Genomic DNA, 20,701 nt, shown 5'->3' on the forward strand with positions numbered 1-20,701 from the left:
AGTAAAAAAATTACTGTTATTTTCCATTGACTTTACTTTGATTTTACTTTCACTGATTAAGCTTAATGTAATGAATTCTAAAACAGTAAGGAGAAGATAAAATGGAAACCATTATTCAAATACATCAATTATGTAAGAGCTATAAGGGAGCGGAAACTGTCTCGAACGTCAATATGAACATTAAAAGAGGAGAGATTTATGGTTTTTTAGGTCCGAACGGTGCTGGGAAAACAACGATTATGAAAATGATACTAAACCTAGTAAAGCCAACATCAGGTGCAATAAAGATTTTTAATACACCAATCTCTACAACCTCTTATCAATACTTGAAGAAAATAGGGAGCATTATTGAATACCCAGAATTCTATGAAAGATTAACAGCCAAGGAAAATTTAGAGCTTCACTGTGAGTATAGTGGTGTTAATGATAAGGGGGCTGTAAAGGAGGCGCTTAGAATCGTTGGTCTGAATAACGTAGAAAATAAAAGGATACATGAATTTTCATTGGGAATGAAGCAAAGGTTAGGAATTGCACGCGCCATAGTGACAAATCCTGAAATTCTTATTTTAGATGAACCCATCAATGGTCTTGATCCAATTGGCATTAAAGATATACGAGAGCTTTTAATACAACTAAAAGAAAAGTATGGTATCACCATTTTAATTTCAAGTCATATCGTTTCAGAAATTGAATCGATAGCAGACACTATTGGCATTCTTCATGATGGAAAATTATTAAAGGAAGTTAAAATGGAGGACATTCGTAAAGAAAACGTGGTGTATCTAGAAATCCAGATAGACGATTTGAAGGGAGCAATTGAAGTTCTCGAGAATAAGCTTGAAATTCGAAATTATGAAGTGGTCAATCAGCACTGTATTCGAATTTTTGAGCAAAATGTTTCACAGTCTCAAATTAATAAAGAACTCATTCTCAGCGGTATAGTTGTCAATGGTCTTGAAAAGCAACAACAGCATTTAGAAGACTACTTCTTACAATTAATTAATGGAGGGCATCCACATGCTTAAATTACTAAAACTTGAATGGAAAAAGCATCGAATGTCTGGTTATATAAAGGGCTTATTGATTTCTATTATCAGCATTTTTGTAGCTGTTGCTCTAATGGCTCAAGGGGGAGAAGGCGAAGGGGAGTTTTTAAATTATACGGAATTTATGTCCTTAACAAATATTCTAATTCGTATTGTATTTATTATTTTTTCAAGTGTAATCCTATCCCGCTTGGTAATAGATGAATATAAAAATAAGACTGTTCAATTATTGTTTACGTACCCATTGAAAAGAAAAAAAATTATACTGGCCAAGCTGGCGCTCGTTTTTGGTTTTTGTTTTGTCAGTATTATTAGTGCTGTATTCATGATTAATATACTAATTTATTTTCTGAATCCGATGATGGGTCTATTTCAGCAGCCAGCGGACGTACAAGATATGTTGGCAACAATGCCATCTACTTTTATGAGTGCTTTTATGACTGCTGGCGTAAGCTTAATACCTTTGTACTTTGGTATGCGAAAGAAATCTATCGCTTCTACCATTACATCAGCTGTACTTATTGGATTTGTCATTAATGCAACTGTTTCTGATGGAGTGACATCATCTAGTCTATTTCAAATTATAGCTGTGCCAATTCTATTGTGTGGATTAGGACTTTTAATTGGCTATCTATCTTATCGAAAGGTCGATAAAGTGGATTTAACTTAAAATCTATCATTAGAAAAGAAGGGATCAAGTGAAAAAGGGTATTATCGCCTCACTATTAATTATTTCAATTGCTGTGGTAGTAGCTTTAAAAGCAAGTGGACAACAAGACTATGCAAACCAGCAATCCTTTAATGCAAAGCAAATTGATGTATTAGAAATAAATAATGAGTCTTGGAATGTAGAATTAGTGGGCACTACATCTAAAAAATTATCGATTGCTGTTGATGGTAAGCAGCAAAAGAAGCAGAATGCTCCAGTGGACATCAAAAAGGATGGCAATAAAATAAGCATACATCAATTTGATACAGATGACGGGGTCTTAAAAAATATTAGCATTGGAAAAAAGGGTACTATTCAGATTTCAATACCACCTAATACATTGCGTAAAATTGAAATAAATAGTAGTGATGGAGATATAACAATCAATACTATTACGGCTCAAGAGATTTCGATTTTAAATAATTCAGGAACAAAAATCATTAAAGAATTATCAGCTGAAAGAGGTAAGATTACGTCACAGGATGGTGAATTAAAGATAACAGATAGTTCTTTCAAGGAGTTAACAATAGCTGCTGCAAATGGTGATAGTTACATTACAAGTGTCTCTAGCCCACAGATGAACATTACCTCAACGAGCGGTGAAATAGTATTAAATGAAATGAATGAAGAAAAAGCGTTATTTATTGAATCTGGCTCTGGAGATATTAGGTTGTCCTATTCAAAGGCACCTCGATCTTTAGAGCTTATAGCTAAAAGTGAATCATCCGATATTACAATTAATTTAAAGGACTTTAAAAAAGTAAAAGGAGATTCAACAAAGTGGAAAATTGGGGAAGCATCAAATCGAGTGGAGGCTATTAGCAAGGAAGGTGTTATTTCTATTAATTAATCTGACCATTGAGAAGTTGGAGGATAATTAAAAAAGCTTGTAAAAAACTTAATTTGTTTTTTACAAGCTATGATTTAGGGTTACTTAGCTAGTACAGCAAGTTTGCTAAGCTCTTCTGTAGTCAGTGGCTCTGTTTTGCCAATTTCAGTATGAACATCAAAGACAGCTGTATTTTTAATAGTGCCAGTAATTTCTCCTGTTGTTTGATTTAATACACTGCTTGCACCAAGGAACCAGAAATAATGGTCTTGTACTCGTTTAGGGAAGTTTGCCCCAAACATGCCATCTACAGAAATTGGTGCACGGAAGTTCATAGATTCTTTTTTCAATGTACCAACCATTGTCACTTTCTTTTTACTTCTAGGAGGAACAGTTACTTGTACACTTGCAGTCGCTGTTCTTGATTCTGACTCCGTTTTTGATTCCCCAACAGTAGTACTAACGGAAAACTCCATTCCTGATTCAAAGAATCCTTCAATTGTAAATTTGGAGGATATTGTTAGACCAGTCGTACTTTCAGAAGACCAAGATTGCTCACTTTGCCAGCTTCCTTGAACTTCTAAAGTCATTGTAGCCTCTTCATCTCCATAATTTACTGCTACATTGCTCCCAACGATTGCAGATGTAGGTGGCTTGCCATCGCCTTTCGTATAATTAAAGTCACCTAGTCTTTTATAACAAGGATGACCATATTGTTCTGTGATCGCAGGTTTAACAGCATTAAAATAGGTCTCACTGTTGACAGAGATGCCATCAGGTTTTGTACCAAACTTATTTGTGAAAGCTTGTCTTACACTCTCAGGGCTTGAATTTAGTGCAGGTAAATCTGTAAATGATAATTTTTCTTGAATTGTCATTATGTTACCTCCTAATTTGTGTTGTTATATAAACACATTTATGTGTATTAAATTCATATATGCGTTCTATAACCCACAAGTATATTACCTTAATTAACCATATTTGTCTTTATATTTTACAAAAATAGTATTATTTTTACATAAATAGACAAAATGGTTGGGAGCTTATGAATAAGACTTACCATTATCTAGCTGTATCAAAATTTTGTAACAAAGATCCTCTAGAAAATTGGAAACTGTGATAAGTTATAAGGATGAAGGTTTTCCATATTTTCTCTAGGAGGTTCTGATTGTGAAACATATCTATGTAATCAGGCATTGTGAAGCCCAAGGGCAATCATCAGATGCTCATTTAACAGAAAAAGGCTTTCAGCAAGCAGAAGTTCTAGCTGATTTTTTTGCTGACAAAGAAATTAAGCGAATTATTGCAAGTCCCTTTTTACGAGCAATTCAAACGATAGAGCCGCTTAGTACAAGGAAAAATATCGATATTGAAGTTGATGAACGCCTTGCAGAACGGATTTTAAGCACTAGAGATTTAACAGATTGGTATGAAAGGCTACAAGCAACCTTTATAGATATGGCAATAAGATTTGAGGGTGGAGAGTCCAGCGAGGAGGCGATGAGGCGTATCGTAAATATTGTCGAGGAGATATTTCGAAATGAGGCTGATCATACAATTATTGTTAGCCATGGAAACATTATTACCTTACTATTAAAACATTATCAAAGGGATGTAGATTTTCAATTTTGGAAAAATCTAAGTAATCCAGATGTCTATCAGTTAACTGTTAAGGAAAATGTAGTGACACTAGAACATATATGGACACGAGAGGAGAAGCATGGATAGGTTAATACAAGAAATTGTTACTTGGGTCAAAAAGGAAGATAAATCAATCGTTATCGGTATCTCTGGACATGGTGCAACAGGAAAAACTACGTTTGCCAATAGGCTTATACATCTATTGAATCAGAATGAAACGAATTATATCAATACAGACCCTTATATTGTTAGTTCGGAAATACGTATGCAAACAATTATCAGTTATACATATCAAAACGAACATCGTCACTTTAAAATGACAGCTTGTCATCCAGCGGCGCATCATTTGCCTTCCTTGGAAAGAGATGTTCAAATGGTTAGAGAAGGTCTAGATTTATTGACCATAAATACACATTATATGAAAAGTGAGCTAATTTCTTCAAAAGCAAAAGTAACGATTGTAGAGGGAATGAGTGCGGCATTTATTAATCCGGAATTATTTGATTTGAAAATTTATTTTTATACAGATGGTGATACGGAATTAATGAGAAGATCAGGTCGAGATGTACTTGAAAGGGGAACAAATATTGATTATTTAAGGCAGTCTCATAAGGAACGACGCATTCAATATGAATTGTTTATGCATTCATATAGTCAGCATTTTGATATTATCGTTAAAACGTCGGATGATATAGTTTGCCTAGAAAAAAATACATTTGATTTTTAAATTGTTTTTAAGAAGCTTTCTGCAATTCAAAAGGGCAGAAAGCTCTTGTCATTAATATTGAAATTTCACCCGTACTGTTGCATTAATTGCCATTTGTCCTTGTTCAATAGGTGTAGCAATTGCTGAATCGGTCATCGCCATGGATTTATAGAGGACGGGGCTACCCTCATGTTCCTCAACAATTTCAATTGGCTGGGGCAGTAAAGGTAAATGCATCGCTTCTGCAATTGTTTTAGCTTTCATTTGGGCATTATGGAGAGCTAAAGTAAGTGCTTGCTGGTAATAGACATCTGCATCGGCTATGTTAAATTGAATGGAGGAAATACGATTTGCACCATTTTGCACAGCTGTGTCAATAACGGCGCCAACTTGATTTGTGTCAGTCACCTTTACTGTAATGGTATTGGTTACTTCGTAGCCATTAAAAACTTGTTTACCATTCTCAAAATCATAAAGAGGAGAAATCGTGTAGCCTGTTGTTTGAATATGTTCTCTTGGGATTTGAAGTGTTAACAGAGATTGCATGACACGATTCATTATTATCGCATTTTCCTTCTGTGCTTCCTGTACATTTTTCCCTCGCGTATTTACTTCAACTTGAAGCTGTGCATAGCTTGCCTTTTCCATTACTCTTCCATGACCATTCACAATGATGACACGCTGTGCATAAGGAATTTGCTGCCTACTAGTTGAATAATACATCGAAAACCACCTTTCTAAAGGCTCATACTAACTATGCTGCCTGCTATCCTTTATTTTTCATGTTTTTTAATAATTTATCATGTAATTTGGTAAAGAGCAGCAATGTTAAAAGTGTTCCAATAAGGGCTAAAAACATGTCCCATTGTGCATCCCAGCGATCGCCTTGCATTCCAACAAAATCCTTCGATCCTTTACTACCTTTGGAGATTTTTGTGCTTAACCATTCAATGATTTCATAGATAGCTGAAATAGCAACCATAATACTAATTGTAATGCCTGATAACCAAGCCCCTTTTGTTAATGGCGTCTTTCTTATTAATATTTCCCTTATAACTATCGCCATTAAACCTTTAAAGAAATGACCAAAGCGATCATAGTTATTTCTCTGTAAATGGAATTCTTCTTTAATCCAATTAAAAAGAGGGACCTCTGAATAGGTATAGTGTCCACCAATAAACGTTAAGATGGATAAAAAAGCGATAATACAATAAGAAAAAGTTGTGAAGCGGAATTTATTATAGATGACAGTAACAAAGATAATTGCTACAACGGCAGGACTTACCTCTGCTAGCCAATCCAAATAGGAAGCTGGCTTTATTACAGACCACAGAAAAATAATCATTACTATAAATAATAAGATGACATGTATTTTCCTATCTTTATTCATCATGCACACTCCTTTGCCCAAAGTATAGGGAAAGCGTGGCTATGTTATACAAACATATATATGACATCAGCTAAAAAAGCGTCTAGTCAAGTGTGAACTGACGCTTTGCTTATCTTGATTCAACAGATCTTTACTGTACCGAAAGCGAAGCGTCAGGTATAAAATACTTCTACTCCTACTGATAGCTTTAGATCATTTTTAATAATGCCTCTACACCAGACATTCCTTCGGTAATACCTAGCAGTTGTGCTTCATAGGTCACTGACTCTAGGGGAGCTGTCAATAATTCATCGATTGTTTTTACGCCAACAGCTCGCCCAGCGATTATTTTTCGATCAGCCAGGCGGTCATTTAACAAACCGACATCTAAAGCCCCACACATAATATAGCCTGTATCATTTGAAACCGTTAGTAGTGTTGTTTTGGGTAATTGAACAACCACCGCAGTGAAAAAATGCCCCTTAATCATTATAGGCTCTATTGTCACCATCAAAATCACTCCTTTTCTCTATATACATATGGCAGGAGCTAAGAAGGTGTTCGACATTTTCAATAAAAAATACGATTAGGTCATAGTGTATTTTATTTCATCAATGATAAGAAATGTTGAAAATGATGTCACAACGGAGGCGATGTAATCGTTTTAAGGGAAAAGGAGGAGTTGTGATGAAGAACATAGTTATTATTGGTGGAGGTTACGCAGGAATAAATTTGTTAGAGGGGCTAAAAAAAGAATTCCAAGGTCAAATCGGAAAATCAGTAAGAGTTCTTTTAATTGATAAAAATAGTTATCATTTTAAAAAGGTCTTACTTGTTCGTGCTGCGATTAGGGATATTAATTTGAAAGTGCCATTTAGTGAGTATTGTCAGGATGGAATAGAATTTATTCGAGGAGAAGCATTAACATTAAATAAGCACAAACAGCAAATAATAATTAAGGTGGAGAATGAAAAAACTATCAATGTCTCATATGATTATCTTGTGTTAGCATTTGGCAGTATTATTCGATCAATTCCTGAAGAAATTGGTGGGTTTACCTTGAAAGATGGACACAGCGCCTTAAAGATTAAAGAAGATTTAGTAGCAGGTATGAAATCATTTCAGGCATTAGGGAAATCTGAGCAAGATAGCTGTTGTAGGTGGTGGAATCGCAGGTATTGAAACTGCCGCTGAAATTGCCGTATGGTCTAAGGAAAAATTGGAGGAAGTAGGAGTTCAATCGAGTTCAGTAGAGGTCCTCCTATTTGATACAAAGGATCGTCTTTTGCCAGATGCGCCAGCAAAAGTAAGCGAAAAGCTAATCAATCAACTAAATAAACATGGTGTAACGGTCAAACATAAAACAAGGGTATCCTATTGGAAAGATGGTCAATTGTTTACCTCAGATGGTCAAAAATATGCTGTAGAAACTTGTATTTTTAATCCTGGAGTTGAGGCAAATCCGGTAATTCAAAAATTGGATTTACCTTTAACTGAACAACATAAAATTATTGTAAATCATTCCTATCAGGTGAAAAATGAACCTCATATCTATTCCATCGGTGATTGTGCTCTCATAGTAGACCATAAAAATAATCAGCCTGATGGTATGACCTGTAAAGAAGCCATTCCACAAGCAACAAGATTAAGTAAAATATTAAAGGCTGCCATTAATGGAGTACCATTAGTGATATTGCATGAATCCTATCCTGTAAAGTTTTTCTGTATTAGCTTAGGACCAAATAGTGGTTTTATGTGGACCCAAAAATGGGGAATTGATTTCACGGTCACTGGAAAATTAGGGGCTAGAATAAGAAATTATACATGGGATTTAGCTAGTCTTCACAAATAAATTCGGGGTGAATTATGGACAATGGGCAAATTAGTGTACTTTATAAAGAGCATAAATCACTGTTATTTTCGATTGCCTATCGCATGACTGGTAGTGCATCAGATGCTGAAGACATTGTACAGGATGTATTTACTCAGCTTGGAAAAATGGAAGTCAAAAATACCGACAACATGAAAGCCTTGCTTTGCAAAATGGTGACTAATCGTTGCTTGGATTTATTAAAATCTTCAAGGAAGAAGAGAGAACTATATACGGGAACTTGGCTTCCAGAACCATTAGCAATGCATGAAGAAGATCCATTGTTTAGTATTCTACAAGATACTAGTATTTCATTGGCAATTATGATGTTGTTTGAGGAGTTAAATCCAATTGAAAGAGCTATTTTTATTTTGCGTGAGGTATTCGAATATGATTATTCGACAGTAGCTGATATTGTACAAAAAAATGAGATAAATTGCAGGAAAATTTTAAGTAGAATTAAAAGAAGGCTGCCAGAATTAGCGAATAAAAACTGTGTTGTTTCAAACAAGTTAGAAATAGAAAAAACAGTTTCGGATTTTGTTGCTGCTTTTCAGCAAGGGAAGATGGAGCAGCTTGTTCATATTTTAAAGGAGGATGTTATTTATTATGCTGATGGGGGAGGAAAAGCTACAGCTGCACTACATCCTATTTACGGTCGTGAAAGGGTTTCCCGTTTATTATTTGCTCTAACCCATAAATTTGAGGATAGTAATTATCAATTCGATATGATGAATATCAATGCAGCAGCTGGCTTAGCCTTAAAATTAAATAACAGTATTCAGGCTATTATAGGATTTAAAATAGCACATGGACAAATTGAAGCCATCTATTATATGGTGAATCCTGACAAGATAAAATACATTTAAGGGAAATAATTTAGAAAAGAATCAACTCTTTTCATACTTGAATTAATTAGTTTATTAGTATTGTCGGCTTTTTTTTTGTTAAACAAACTTAAATTAGGATGATTTTATTGTCAATTAATAATAATTCTAACAGCGATTAAAAGAAGATTATAGTAATAATTAAAGGGGAAAACCGCCAATCCTTCTCAAGTATAATTCATTGTAATTCGTAAATAGTAAGTTGACGGAGTAATGTGAATGTGACTTGGGAGGTGATGCTATGACACGTAAATATGTAATGATTTTAAGCATTTGTTTTTTTATCATATCGGTATGTTCTACAGAGCTCATAACGTATGCGGATAAAGGTCGCCCCTACTATGAGGAGACAGGAGAAGTTGTGTGGGATATCAATACAGAAGACAAAATAATTGCCCTCACCTTTGACGATGGACCACATCCTAAGTATACAGCAGCTATTTTAGATTTATTGGCAAAGTATGATGCAAAGGCTACCTTTTTTATTATTGGAAAAAATGCAGAAAAATATCCAGAGGTTGTTTTACGATCTTATTCTGAAGGACATGAGTTAGCCAATCATACGTTTTCACATCCGTTTAAAGTTTCTGTAGCTGAATTGCAGAAGGAACTGCGTCAAACAAAGGAAATAATTTATAGCATAACTGGATATTCCCCGGCTTTATTCCGTCCTGTAGGTGGTAACTATAATGATTCAATGATTAATGCCGCTGTTAAGGATGGATACAAAGTTGTTATGTGGTCTTGGCATCAGGATACTCAGGATTGGAAGCAGCCAGGTGTAAAGAAAATTACACAAAAGGTGCTGAAGGGATCAAAGCCTGGTGATGTTATTTTATTCCATGATGGAGGCGGCGATCGCAGTCAAACCATTAAAGCGCTGGAGGAAATATTGCCAGTGCTGAAAAAGCAGGGTTATACATTTGTCACGATATCCGAGCTGATAGAAAGCAAACAGCAGAAAGAGCAAGTGCAATAATAGAAATAAGCCATTTCAACAATTGCTTGATATGGCTTATTTCTCTTCTATATAATTAAATTACCAAAATAGTAGTGGTGCAAGTGCAATCCCAACAATTGTTCCAAATGCGATGCCAACACCGAAGGCTGCTGCTCCTCTAAAACCCCAACCCCAAAAACCTAAACCATAACCACCAAATCGTCTATCAGGTAGAATCCATACCTGTCTTCTATCTACTCTAGATATTTCTCCATAATGTACTTTTCCGGATGATTCTGTAATTTTCACACGTTTCCCTTGATATTGACAGCAAAGATTATAAGTATCAGCTGGATTCACAAATTATCCCTCCTTTCGGCTTCCTTACAAGATAATATATGCTGCCTCATCTACCCATCATTAGCCGATTGTCTATTGGATACATAAACTATAGTTGGGGGTGTGAGAATGTCAGTTATACCAACAAATGAGTGGTTACATGAAATTATGGAGATTGAAAAGCTTATGCCTAAGCGGAATCTTTATGAATTACAGCGCACTATCATTTGTAATCGTCTAATAGAGATCTTTAATGATGGAAATCCAGAAGAAATACAATTTGAATTGCAGCAGCAGGGGCTATATTTGCCGCATGAAAACATAGCTATTCAAAAGTTAGAAGGTCAAAATGTTTGGCTAGTTGTGCAAGAAGAATTTAACTACTTAAAAGAAAAATGGAATGGTCCCAATATACCGATCTATATATTTCCTATAACATTGGAACAAACAATGACCAATAAAAATGGCGCAGCCTATCCTAATGCCATTTTTTTATTTGTTGGGGAACTTAAAAAACAGGAACTTCGTGCATTATTTGCACATGAATACAATCATGTTTGTCGTCTGCATTTTTTAAAAAAATCTTTAAACGAAGTGACCTTGTTGGATTCTTTAATTTTAGAGGGCTTGGCAGAATGTGCAGTAGAAGAAATTTATGGAGACGAATGGTTAGCACCATGGTTGAAGTATTACACGATGGAAAAGATGCTGGAAATATGGAATAAGTATTTTTTATCTCAGATGGATAGTCAGGGATTGGCACAACATACAGAGTTTTTATATGGTGGAAAGCTACCACAGTGGATTGGATATTGCATTGGCTATGAAATTGTAAGGACGTATATAAAAAATCATTCATCAAACAAACTTCATTTGAAAAATTCGAAGGAGATACTTATTGGCTCTGATTTTCCGTTACAATAGAAGAAAGGAGTGGTTTGCGTGTCAGATGAACTTAAAAATGTATTACCGCCCGTTATTGACTTGTCAACGAAGGTGCTAATTGTGGGCTCAATGCCCGGTAAACAATCATTAGAGAAGCAGCAATATTATGGTAACCCACGCAACCACTTTTGGTTGATTATTGGGGAAATATTAGAGATAACAATCCCAAATGTTTATGAACAAAGGTTACAATTATTAAAGAACAATCATATTGGTCTTTGGGATACAATAGCATCGTGTGAGCGTAAAGGAAGCTTAGATGCAGCCATTCGCAATGAAAAACCAAATGATTTTCAAATGCTTTTTGAGCACTATCCTAATATTGAGTTAGTACTTTTTAATGGAGCAAAGGCTTTTGATGTTTTTAAAAGGCATATTGGTTTTGAAGTTTTAGGTGATCGTGTGTATCAAAAAATGCCCTCGACTAGCCCTATACCTGGTAAAAATATTAAATCTTTTGAGGAAAAGCTCAAGGATTGGCAAGTAATGAGCCCCTATTTACCTAACATAAAATAACCTCCATTGTCGGAGGTTATTTTACTGCCATGTATTGTAGTAAGATCCTGCTGGACTAAAAAAGAATTTAAAATCATATTTTTCAGCCAATGCACGACTTTTCTTTTCATCGTTAAATCCGATTGTCATAACCTGTGTACCGAACTTTTCACGAATTTGGACTAATTGCTTCATCATATCTAATGACCATTCATCTTTCCCAACTACTTCATATGTAAAGTCTTCCCACATAATGAAATCGACATATGGAGCTGTATAATCAGCTAGCGTTTGAAATCCCCAATTTTGTGCAACCGATAGTCCATCATATTGTTGCTTTATCTTTTTTATGAAGGACAGCATTGCTTCATTTTGTGCCTGCTGTTCTTTTTCAGGTAAGAAGGAATTGATATTGCCAACAGTATCTAAAAAAACACCATCTAACCCTTTTTGTACAATTTGAGTTTTAATTTCTTCTAGCAAAATCTCCTGATAATGTGCAGAGGTCATATTGACTAAATAGGAATCCCATTCTGAGAAATACATTTTCTCTCCACGGTCATCCCTAAAAAAATCCTCTTCCAGTAATTGATTATAAAGCTCTGAATTCCACTTGTCTGCTTCCATAGCATTTATATAACCATACACTAATGTCCCGTTTCTTTGAGCCCGATCAATATAGTACTGTTGCATTTCAATAGGCTCCACTATGACTAGGTCAACTTTAGCCATTTCTTTACCAATTGTTTCATTACCTTTATCTAAATAATATTTGTAATCCTTCACTGCCGCTAGTTTTTCTGAAATATTGGTAGATTCAGCTGCATGATTAGCAGTATAAAAATAGGTGCAAATGCCCAAGGATAATAGAATCGTAGTGATAATAAAAGCGATTTTTCGCATAAGTACCCCTTTCTTTGAAAAAACTCCCTTTTATTATACAAGATTCGTTAGTTGGTTGTTAGAAGATTAAGAATCAATTTCGCCTTGGCGTAATTGTTGCTGTCGCTTCGCTTTCGCACAGATAAACAATGCGTCCGGATTTTGAATTGTGCCTTCACAATTCATTCCTATGAAAATCCGTGACATCCGCCGGAGGCTTTGGGCCAACAGATGTTTTTTTGTGCGAAAGCGTAGTGCTAACGTAGCGGCAGCAACATGATGTTGGTCACTCAGTTGTGTGTTGCTGTCGCTTCGCTTTCGCACAGATAAATTGCCACAGGACGTGGCGTTCTTAGACTGAGTTCCTCTATTTCAGTAGGTGTTTGAACACCCACTGAAAAGGAAACAAAACCGCATTCATCTCACCACCTGTAGAGGTGGGAGTCTTCTGTTGAATGAAGATAAAATGTATTCTCTAGGCAATGGTGCAACAGTTATTCGCCCTTTTTCATATACTGACTTAAGTAAAAGGGGGGAGTTTATATTGTATTATAATAATCCATATGGGGAGAACTTCCGACGCCCGGGTTGGAATGAACCTAATTTTGAATCGTCGTTTGGACCGCCTAATTTTGGACCACCACCAGCAGGTCAAATGCCAATGAGCACGCCACCAGGCTTTTCACCACCTATTCCAGCCTGGCAAGTAGGCTCAAGTGGTATCCGATCCTGCCTATTTAGAAATACGTTTATTTGGATGAATAATGGAAGAAGTTTTTGGTTTTTCCCAACTGCGGTAGGGCGGGAATTTGTAGCAGGTTTTAGATGGAGCAATCGCTATGGCTGGCGCTTCCGTACCATTACTAGAAATAGCATTCGTTCCTTTGAATGTTTTAGGTAGTATAAATATTTGGCTTTTGTTACAATGATTGTAACGAAAAATGAAGGGACGATGGGTGGCTAATGAACAACTAATCTTAATTTTTGTACATGAAAAAGTTTTTTCAATGACTCAAAAATAGGATTAGTCTGCCCATTTTCCATAACTGCAGCTTGTGTCGATAATCATTTGTTGATGCTTAGTTGTGCTTGTTTTCCCTATGTGAAAAAACGAGAAAACTGCATTTTTAGTAATGGATCACAAAGATAGCTGTAAAAGAGCTTATTTGTGCATGATATTGTTGCGACTAATCCTTCCAAAATCTTGGAGGGATTTTTTTGTCCCTCTGAATGGAGAGGAATATATACTATGAAGGAAATTTTGCAATTACAGGATGTACGATTTGAAATAAACGATACAGTGATATTTGACAATGTTTCAGTTACCGTGAAACAAGGCGAGGTAATTGGCATCATCGGAAGAAATGGAGCAGGTAAATCCACATTATTACAATTAATTTCAGGGTTATTAGAGCCTACTACAGGACAGCTACGTTGGCTGCATTCTGTAAAAGTTGCGTATGTAGAGCAGGAGCTAGCAAATTTTGATTTGATGGAGGTTACTGCGAGTGAGGCTGATTTACTTGCAAAATGGAGAGTTCCCAATGTACCTTTTTCTACTTTAAGTGGTGGAGAAAAGCTGAAAATGCGGCTTGCAGAAGGTTTTTCCAAAGACGCCCAGATACTCTTGCTTGATGAACCAACAAATCATTTGGATGCGCAGAGTACGGCTTTATTGATAGAGCAAGTAAAAAATTACACTGGCATAATTATTGTAGTATCCCATGATCGGTATTTTTTAGATGAGATTGCAACGAAAATTTGGTCATTGGAAGAAGGAAAACTTATTGAACATAGTGGTAATTATTCAAGCTATATGGTGGCCAAAGAGCATCGAAGACTAACTCAGCAAAGGGCATATGAAAAGCAGCAGAAAAATATTGAACGAATAGAAGACCAAATGCAGGCGTTAACATCTTGGTCTCAAATGGCACATACGCAATCTACAAAGCAGGAGGGATTTAAGGAGTATCATCGTGTCAAAGCAAAGCGAATGGATTCACAGATTAAGTCAAAGAAAAAAAGATTAGAGAAGGAGTTAGCAAAGAATAAGGTTGAAGCGGTTGTCCCAGAAGATGAAATACGTTTTACTTTAAGTACAAATCAACGAGTGGGCAAGAGGATGCTAGAGACAAAGCGTTTAAAGATGTGCTTTGAGGAACGGCTCCTGTTTCAGGATGTTAATTTGACGGCTAAATTTGGAGATAAAATAGCTATAACGGGAACCAATGGCAGTGGAAAAACGACATTATTAAAAATACTTTTAGGTCAGTTAAAGGCTGAGGGAGAGATTTGGATATCCCCTGCAGCAAATATTGGCTATTTAACACAAGAGGTATTTGATTTGCCACTCGAGCAGACACCAGAGCGATTTTTTTATAAAGAAACCTTTGAAGAGCGCGGTAAGGTAAGAAATCTCATGAAGCATTTAGGATTTACTCCAGCCCATTGGACATCTCCAATAGGTAAGATGAGTATGGGGGAGCGAGTGAAATGTAAGCTGATGGCGTATATTTTAGAAAATAAAAACGTTCTAATTTTGGATGAGCCAACAAATCATCTTGATTTACCATCACGTGAACAGCTGGAGAAAACACTTGCTCAATACAAGGGTACATTGCTTGTAGTATCACATGATCGATATTTTCTTGAAAAGGTGACGGATAGTGTGTGGGAGCTACGCGATCAGCGTATCAAGATAAAATGGAGCGATCATTCTCCCTCAACAGTTGATACTAAAGAGACGTTGCGTTTAACGCTTGAGACAGAAAGACAAGAGATATTAGGGAAGCTGAGTTTTTTAACAACAAAGGATAAGGAATATGCCTCGCTAGATCAAAAGTTTAATGAGCTGACGAAGCGAATTAATGAACTAAAATAAACGTTTAAGCCGATAATGGGTAGGGAAAAATAAAATAATAAAGCATTTAAAAATAGGAGGCAATGTCATGAAAAAACTACTTTTTGCATTAATGCTAGTAAGTTTCACTATCATCAGCGCCTGCTCTGACAGTGAGGAAAAAAATAATATGCAACCTGAAAAAGACCTTCCACCACAAGAAAATCAACAACAGGAAGAGCAACAGACACCTGAAAAGCAGAATGATAGCCCTGAAACGAATGGCAATAACGAAAATACGGTAGCATCCATTACACAGGCTGAAGCTTTAAAAAATATTAAGGACCAGCTTAAAACAGAGCTTCCTATTTATCTGCCAGCAAGGCTTCCTATTCCAGAAGGTGCTTTCCTAACGGCGACGACTAAGGCTGAGAATCAACAAGTTGAAATTATATTTTATGAAAGTGAACAGTATTTACCTATTAATGATATTAAGCTTAAAAATCCAGAATCTGCAACAGTGCTTGCAAGACTTACTGTGAAGCAATATGGAAGTACAAAAGAAGCCAATGAGCAGATTGCCTTTGAAAACTTTAGCAAAAATGGCGGTCAGGAGGTTGATCTTGGCAATAAAATTAAAGGCTATCAGGATGCTGGCGTTGGTTCGTTATGGACTGGCTGGAATGAGGGGAGATGGGCAATAGCGACTCATACGCGAACAGACAATCCGGAAGCTGGCGTAAAGCTTGCAAAGCAGGCAGTACAATTTTTAAAAACGCATATGCTCCCAGTTCCAAAGCAAAACGGCTCTGCTCATTTAGATGTTTATGAAACAGGAAATTTAATTGTTTGGCAGGATGAAACTCTTGTCTATACACTTGATTCCATAAAAGATCCGCTAAAAGCACTTGAAATAGCAACAGCATTTTATCATTAATTAAAACCCTCCTAGAGCAGAGTATAGGGCTCTAGGAGGGCTGTTTTATACCCCTATTGTTCAGCGTACAAATGCCGTTGAATCAAGATAAGACCCCAGAGGAAGATTTTGAAGAAGAGCTTTTCGAACAAACTTAAAAAAAATTTAAATCTTTTCTATCTTTGCTATGAGCTGTTTATATTCTGTAAACCGTTTTTGCCATTCTTCCATTGGAAATTCCTCATGTATCGTTCCATTTAATAAGTCTGACAGCAGGTTCAAGCATATATGCCAGCCAGCTAAATCTTTAGGAGTATGCTCCGTTAATTCACCAATTGATTCTGCTAGTAGAAGTACCGAGCCGTTGTCAATGGGGGAGAGTTCAAATCTGACCGTATCATTGCCCCAATCAAATTCAAGTACCTCTTTTACTACATAATCTGTAATCTGGATTTCTAAAAAGTCATCTGTGCCATCATTCATATTAAAGTGGATTTTGCCATTTTTCTGTAGATTGATGATTTCTAAGTTATTCATCCATTTTTGAAGCTTATCATTTTCCGTTAAAGCTGCCCAAACCTTCTCCGTTGGATGGGGCAATGAGCGACTGAACTTGACGATATAATGATTTTGTTGTTTTTGAATTGTAGCAAGCATAGGGTAACCTCCTTATTTTTAACTCTAAGCCTTTCGTTTCGATATAGCCTTTTCCAAAATTACTTTAAGTTCTTCAATACATTTGTATTTATTTCATTTTTAGATTCATAATATTGATTATCTATTTTCAAAAGATCCCCTATAAAAGTAAATTATATTCACTGTTTTTTTTCATTTATTAGTCTTATTAATTGTACAAAAGGTGTTTTTCTTATTTTACCATTGAATTTAGTACTTGCAGTAGTCTTTCCACGCCCTCTTCTATTTCCTTCTGCTTCAAATGTCCATAGCCAATAATTATTCGATTATGATAGTTTCCCTTTACAATGGTATGATCCTCCACTGGGTATAGTTTAACTCCAAACTGTTCGATTTTTAACAATATCTCTTGAGAAAAATGAATGTCCTTAAATTCAGCAACTAAATGCAAACCTGTAGAGTAACCAAGTATCTTTATGTTAGTAGAAAAGGCTGTATGTAAACATTGTATAAGAAAGTCACGTTGCCTTTTATAAAATTTCTTCATCTTCGCAATATGGCGTTCCAAGTAGCCTTCGCTTATAAATCGTGCAAGAGTAAGTTGTTCTAAAGAGGGTGTATGTAAATCTGTAAACCATTTTAGCTGCCTGCATTTTTCAATAAGATGTGTCGGCAAAACAATATACCCGATGCGTAGTGCTGGAGAGAGAATCTTACTAAAGGACCCAATATACAGTACATGCTCTGGATCTAGACCTTGTAAGGAGCTTACGGGCAAGCCCTCATAGCGAAATTCACTATCATAATCATCCTCAATCAAATAACAATGATGATTTCTTGCATATTGGACTAATTGAATTCTGCGCTGTATTGGTAATGTACCGCCTAATGGAAACTGATGTGAAGGTGTGAGAAATATAAATTTTGGTTCAATGCTTTCTGGCAATAAAGTAGTTTTCATCCCATCCTCATCAACAGGGATGGGATAAATTGTAGCACCAGAGGATGTAAAGATTGTTTGAATATCATTGGTAATAGGATCTTCCATTATGGCTATGTCATTTTGTGATAAAAGTAATCTAGACACTAATGTCATTGCTTGTGTAGCACCGGATGTTATGATGATTTGCTCTGGATGACAATGAACTCCCCTTGTTCTCTTCAAGTAGTATGCCAATGTTTGTCTTAATTCTAGACGACCCTCAGGTAAATCATAGCCCAAATTCGTTGATTCGCTATCATTCCATAGCTGATGTGAGAGCTTTGCCCAAGTTTTGCGAGGGAAGAGATCTAGTGCTGGGGTTCCTGAGCGAAAATTAATGATATCATTCTTTGCATGTATATGATCAACTTCCTGTATTTCTTGTGGGGGATATACTCTTGTTAAAGACGCGCCCTCTGCAACAAATGTACCCGAACCTCTCTGTGCAGCTAAAAAACCTTCGGCTAAAAGTTGATCATAAGCCTCCAATATGACATTTCTTGAAACGTTTAGCTGAGTAGAAAGCTCACGGGTTGATGCAAGTCTCACGCCTGCTTGTAGTTCACCGCTTAAAATTTTTTCACGAATTTGCTGGTAGACTTGCCGATTTAAAGGTATAGCTGAAGAACGGTCAATCGGTATCCATAACAATATATTTCGCCTCCTCTTGAAATTGGTACCTTAAAAGTTTCTATAAAGTGGCTCTACAGCTACCAATTTTACCATGTTAAAGTACTGACAAATAGCAATGAGGAGGAATAAAGATGAGAAATGCAGAGGAATTAGTGATTCAAGCTTTAAGATCAGCAGCAAGAAATGAGCGAACGAAATATACCGTTCAGCAATCAGCGGAGCTTTATCCGTTATTATGGGAGGCGGCAAAACGTTATGTTACTGGTGAAAAGAGGCAGGAGGCGATAAGGATTGCTCAGGATTTTGTCTCAAAGGATTATCAAATATCATTAGAATTTATTGGCGAAAATACAAAGGATATTGTGGAATGTCAAAAGGCGAAGGAGGAACTTTTACAGCTTATAGAGGACACAGGGGCTCTTTCATTCAATCAAACTGTATCGTTTGATTTGTCTCATATTGGTCTTTCAGTAAACGCAGATTTTGCCTATACACATTTACAGGAGCTAGCACAGAAAGCACAGCAGTACGGTATTACATTGATGATTAGTATGGAGGAGTCCTCCAAGACGAGCAGCATTATCGAAATCTATAAAAAAATAGCTATGCAATATTCAAATATAGGAATTACGTTGCAGGCTCATCTTTATCGTACAGAGATGGATATTCAACAGCTCCTACAATATCCAGGGAGAATAAGGCTGGTAAAAGGCGCTTTTCAGGAGCCTGACGATATTGCGATGGCAAGATCAAAGGAATTAAACGAACGTTATCTTCATTTTGTTGGACAGTTACTAGAAGCAAAGCATCCAATTTCAATTGCTACACATGATGAAGGGCTTATTTTAGAAATGGAGAAGCGTCAATACTTTCAACAGCCAAATGTGGAGATAGAGATGCTATATGGTGTACAGCCAGCATTGATACAGCAATTAAAAAAGAACGGGTACCCATGCAGAGTTTATTTGACTTATGGAACTGAGTGGTTTTTATACTTATGCCACCGTATTGCAGAATATCCTGAAAATTTATATCTTGCCGTAACAGATATAATAAATCCCTCAATCTTAGAAAATAGTGAGGATTACTGAATAAGCAAATGTGGGCAAGTGGGAAAGTTATGCTGGCGATGAGTATTGTTGGTAGCTCGGTTGTAGCTGGTAAGGTCATCATACAAAGCTTTCCTGTATTTTTAGCAAATGAACTGAGATTTCTTGTAGCATCTGCTGTTCTAGTACCTTTATGGTTGAAAGTAGAGGGATTTTCAGTGCTGAAAGGAAAAGATTATTTATCAATCTTCCTACAGGCATTGTTTGGTGTTTTTCTATTTAATGTTCTAATGCTCAAGGGTCTTTCACAAACGACAGCTATCGAGGCAGGTATTATTACGAGCACACTGCCGGCATGTACAGCTGTTCTGTCAGTTCTTTTATTAAAGGAAAGTTTTACGAGAAATAACGGGCTTGGTGTACTAATGGCTGTTTTTGGAACAGTGTTAATAAATATTACTAGCTTATCTACGATAGATTTGATCTCATTAGTGGGTAATCTACTTATTTTAGGAGCTATTTGTTGTGAATCTTTATTTATCATATTGGGCAAATCTCTCTCTTTGCGAGTAAGTGCACTTACGGTTGCTACAATGGTAAGCTGCTTTGGAGCTGTGCTATTTTTTCCTTTTGCCATAGCAGAAAGTCGCTCCTTTGCCTTTAAAGAAGTAACTTTTGCTGAATGGGGGTTAGTAGTCTATTTCGGGCTTATTGTAACCGTGCTGGCATTTATTCTTATACAGCAAGGACTCGCAAGGATCTCTGCAACAAGAGCAGGTATCCTAACAAGCTTTTTACCGATTAGTAGCATCGTGTTATCCTCGTTATTTTTAGATGAAAAAATTTCATTCTTTCAATGTGGAGGATTTGTATTTATTTTGGGAGCCCTTTATTTACTGCCAAGGCCATCGACTCAGATTCAAATGGAAGAAACTCAGTGAATCGCTTGGGTGAGATAATAAATATTTTATAGTGACTTATTTTCCGT

The 20,701-nt window shown here is 36.2% G+C and carries 24 protein-coding genes; 16 read left to right on the forward strand and 8 right to left on the reverse strand.

Annotated elements, in window-relative coordinates:
- The first annotated feature begins 101 nt into the window (after window positions 1–101).
- From ACQKIM_RS00460 to ACQKIM_RS00470, 3 genes are read left to right on the forward strand one after another with little or no spacing between them, the layout of a single operon-like run.
- Complete coding sequence (locus ACQKIM_RS00460; protein WP_427537411.1) at window positions 102–1,025, forward strand: ABC transporter ATP-binding protein; 924 nt, start codon at window positions 102–104, stop codon at window positions 1,023–1,025.
- Entirely contained in the window at window positions 1,018–1,716 is a 699-nt protein-coding gene (locus tag ACQKIM_RS00465) for an ABC transporter permease (protein WP_427537414.1), read from the forward strand. Before ACQKIM_RS00460 ends, ACQKIM_RS00465 begins: the two co-directional genes overlap by 8 nt.
- Before the next feature lie 28 nt (window positions 1,717–1,744).
- On the forward strand, window positions 1,745–2,605 hold the full coding sequence (locus tag ACQKIM_RS00470; RefSeq protein ID WP_427537417.1) for a DUF4097 family beta strand repeat-containing protein: 861 nt from the start codon (window positions 1,745–1,747) through the stop codon (window positions 2,603–2,605).
- An 80-nt stretch (window positions 2,606–2,685) separates the two neighbouring features.
- On the opposite strand, the gene ACQKIM_RS00475 is transcribed toward ACQKIM_RS00470, so the two are convergent.
- Window positions 2,686–3,462: a hydralysin-2 gene (locus ACQKIM_RS00475; RefSeq protein WP_427537420.1), complete on the reverse strand. Its 777-nt coding sequence runs from the start codon at window positions 3,460–3,462 to the stop codon at window positions 2,686–2,688.
- A gap of 292 nt (window positions 3,463–3,754) precedes the next feature.
- Here ACQKIM_RS00475 and ACQKIM_RS00480 point away from each other — a divergent pair, with 292 nt between their 5' ends.
- Both ACQKIM_RS00480 and ACQKIM_RS00485 read left to right on the forward strand, forming a co-directional pair.
- Window positions 3,755–4,312, forward strand: coding sequence for a histidine phosphatase family protein (locus ACQKIM_RS00480; protein WP_427537423.1), 558 nt, complete (start codon window positions 3,755–3,757; stop codon window positions 4,310–4,312).
- Complete coding sequence (locus tag ACQKIM_RS00485; protein ID WP_427537426.1) at window positions 4,305–4,952, forward strand: uridine kinase family protein; 648 nt, start codon at window positions 4,305–4,307, stop codon at window positions 4,950–4,952. The genes ACQKIM_RS00480 and ACQKIM_RS00485 overlap by 8 nt, the downstream gene beginning before the upstream one ends.
- Before the next feature lie 51 nt (window positions 4,953–5,003).
- On the opposite strand, the gene ACQKIM_RS00490 is transcribed toward ACQKIM_RS00485, so the two are convergent.
- From ACQKIM_RS00490 to ACQKIM_RS00500, 3 genes are all read right to left on the reverse strand, one after another.
- Window positions 5,004–5,654, reverse strand: a complete 651-nt coding sequence (locus ACQKIM_RS00490; RefSeq protein ID WP_427537429.1) for an SIMPL domain-containing protein — start codon at window positions 5,652–5,654, stop codon at window positions 5,004–5,006.
- 43 nt (window positions 5,655–5,697) lie between these two features.
- Window positions 5,698–6,321 (reverse strand): DUF2238 domain-containing protein, encoded by a 624-nt coding sequence (locus ACQKIM_RS00495; RefSeq protein ID WP_427537432.1) that lies wholly within the window; start codon window positions 6,319–6,321, stop codon window positions 5,698–5,700.
- Between the two features lie 187 nt (window positions 6,322–6,508).
- Window positions 6,509–6,811, reverse strand: a complete 303-nt coding sequence (locus ACQKIM_RS00500; RefSeq protein WP_427537435.1) for a YunC family protein — start codon at window positions 6,809–6,811, stop codon at window positions 6,509–6,511.
- 176 nt (window positions 6,812–6,987) lie between these two features.
- Between ACQKIM_RS00500 and ACQKIM_RS00505 the strand changes: the two genes are divergently transcribed.
- The 4 genes from ACQKIM_RS00505 to ACQKIM_RS00520 all read left to right on the forward strand — a co-directional run bounded on the left by ACQKIM_RS00505 (window position 6,988) and on the right by ACQKIM_RS00520 (window position 10,036).
- Window positions 6,988–7,482, forward strand: coding sequence for an FAD-dependent oxidoreductase (locus tag ACQKIM_RS00505; RefSeq protein WP_427537438.1), 495 nt, complete (start codon window positions 6,988–6,990; stop codon window positions 7,480–7,482).
- A gap of 13 nt (window positions 7,483–7,495) precedes the next feature.
- Window positions 7,496–8,152 carry an FAD-dependent oxidoreductase gene (locus ACQKIM_RS00510; RefSeq protein ID WP_427537816.1) on the forward strand — a complete coding sequence of 219 codons (657 nt, stop codon included), beginning with the start codon at window positions 7,496–7,498 and terminating at the stop codon, window positions 8,150–8,152.
- A 14-nt stretch (window positions 8,153–8,166) separates the two neighbouring features.
- Complete coding sequence (locus tag ACQKIM_RS00515; protein ID WP_427537441.1) at window positions 8,167–9,039, forward strand: RNA polymerase sigma-70 factor; 873 nt, start codon at window positions 8,167–8,169, stop codon at window positions 9,037–9,039.
- A 259-nt stretch (window positions 9,040–9,298) separates the two neighbouring features.
- Window positions 9,299–10,036, forward strand: coding sequence for a polysaccharide deacetylase family protein (locus tag ACQKIM_RS00520; RefSeq protein ID WP_427537444.1), 738 nt, complete (start codon window positions 9,299–9,301; stop codon window positions 10,034–10,036).
- Between the two features lie 60 nt (window positions 10,037–10,096).
- On the opposite strand, the gene ACQKIM_RS00525 is transcribed toward ACQKIM_RS00520, so the two are convergent.
- On the reverse strand, window positions 10,097–10,357 hold the full coding sequence (locus ACQKIM_RS00525; RefSeq protein WP_427537447.1) for a hypothetical protein: 261 nt from the start codon (window positions 10,355–10,357) through the stop codon (window positions 10,097–10,099).
- 108 nt (window positions 10,358–10,465) lie between these two features.
- Between ACQKIM_RS00525 and ACQKIM_RS00530 the strand changes: the two genes are divergently transcribed.
- Both ACQKIM_RS00530 and ACQKIM_RS00535 read left to right on the forward strand, forming a co-directional pair.
- On the forward strand, window positions 10,466–11,260 hold the full coding sequence (locus tag ACQKIM_RS00530) for a DUF2268 domain-containing protein (protein ID WP_427537450.1): 795 nt from the start codon (window positions 10,466–10,468) through the stop codon (window positions 11,258–11,260).
- 18 nt (window positions 11,261–11,278) lie between these two features.
- Window positions 11,279–11,797: a DNA-deoxyinosine glycosylase gene (locus ACQKIM_RS00535; RefSeq protein ID WP_427537453.1), complete on the forward strand. Its 519-nt coding sequence runs from the start codon at window positions 11,279–11,281 to the stop codon at window positions 11,795–11,797.
- Window positions 11,798–11,818: 21 nt separating this feature from the next.
- On the opposite strand, the gene ACQKIM_RS00540 is transcribed toward ACQKIM_RS00535, so the two are convergent.
- On the reverse strand, window positions 11,819–12,679 hold the full coding sequence (locus ACQKIM_RS00540; protein WP_427537456.1) for an endo alpha-1,4 polygalactosaminidase: 861 nt from the start codon (window positions 12,677–12,679) through the stop codon (window positions 11,819–11,821).
- Window positions 12,680–13,109: 430 nt separating this feature from the next.
- Between ACQKIM_RS00540 and ACQKIM_RS00545 the strand changes: the two genes are divergently transcribed.
- The 3 genes from ACQKIM_RS00545 to ACQKIM_RS00555 all read left to right on the forward strand — a co-directional run bounded on the left by ACQKIM_RS00545 (window position 13,110) and on the right by ACQKIM_RS00555 (window position 16,434).
- Entirely contained in the window at window positions 13,110–13,559 is a 450-nt protein-coding gene (locus ACQKIM_RS00545; RefSeq protein ID WP_427537459.1) for a hypothetical protein, read from the forward strand.
- A 348-nt stretch (window positions 13,560–13,907) separates the two neighbouring features.
- Window positions 13,908–15,539 (forward strand): ribosomal protection-like ABC-F family protein, encoded by a 1,632-nt coding sequence (abc-f, locus tag ACQKIM_RS00550; RefSeq protein ID WP_427537462.1) that lies wholly within the window; start codon window positions 13,908–13,910, stop codon window positions 15,537–15,539.
- Between the two features lie 67 nt (window positions 15,540–15,606).
- A complete protein-coding gene (locus tag ACQKIM_RS00555; RefSeq protein WP_427537465.1) occupies window positions 15,607–16,434 on the forward strand; it encodes a hypothetical protein in 828 nt (275 codons plus the stop codon).
- A 144-nt stretch (window positions 16,435–16,578) separates the two neighbouring features.
- Here the strand turns inward: ACQKIM_RS00555 and ACQKIM_RS00560 are convergent, their stop codons facing one another.
- Together ACQKIM_RS00560 and ACQKIM_RS00565 are read right to left on the reverse strand one after the other, a co-directional pair.
- Window positions 16,579–17,070, reverse strand: a complete 492-nt coding sequence (locus ACQKIM_RS00560) for an SRPBCC family protein (protein WP_427537468.1) — start codon at window positions 17,068–17,070, stop codon at window positions 16,579–16,581.
- Between the two features lie 211 nt (window positions 17,071–17,281).
- The gene (locus tag ACQKIM_RS00565) at window positions 17,282–18,682 is read right to left on the reverse strand and encodes a PLP-dependent aminotransferase family protein (RefSeq protein ID WP_427537471.1); all 1,401 of its coding nucleotides are present in this window, start codon (window positions 18,680–18,682) and stop codon (window positions 17,282–17,284) included.
- Window positions 18,683–18,795: 113 nt separating this feature from the next.
- Between ACQKIM_RS00565 and ACQKIM_RS00570 the strand changes: the two genes are divergently transcribed.
- Together ACQKIM_RS00570 and ACQKIM_RS00575 are read left to right on the forward strand one after the other, a co-directional pair.
- Complete coding sequence (locus tag ACQKIM_RS00570; protein WP_427537474.1) at window positions 18,796–19,755, forward strand: proline dehydrogenase family protein; 960 nt, start codon at window positions 18,796–18,798, stop codon at window positions 19,753–19,755.
- A 29-nt stretch (window positions 19,756–19,784) separates the two neighbouring features.
- Entirely contained in the window at window positions 19,785–20,654 is an 870-nt protein-coding gene (locus tag ACQKIM_RS00575) for a DMT family transporter (protein WP_427537477.1), read from the forward strand.
- The last annotated feature ends 47 nt before the right edge of the window (window positions 20,655–20,701 follow it).

The sequence above is a fragment of the Lysinibacillus sp. NPDC047702 genome (assembly GCF_050272555.1).
Lineage (GTDB): Bacteria > Bacillota > Bacilli > Bacillales_A > Planococcaceae > Lysinibacillus.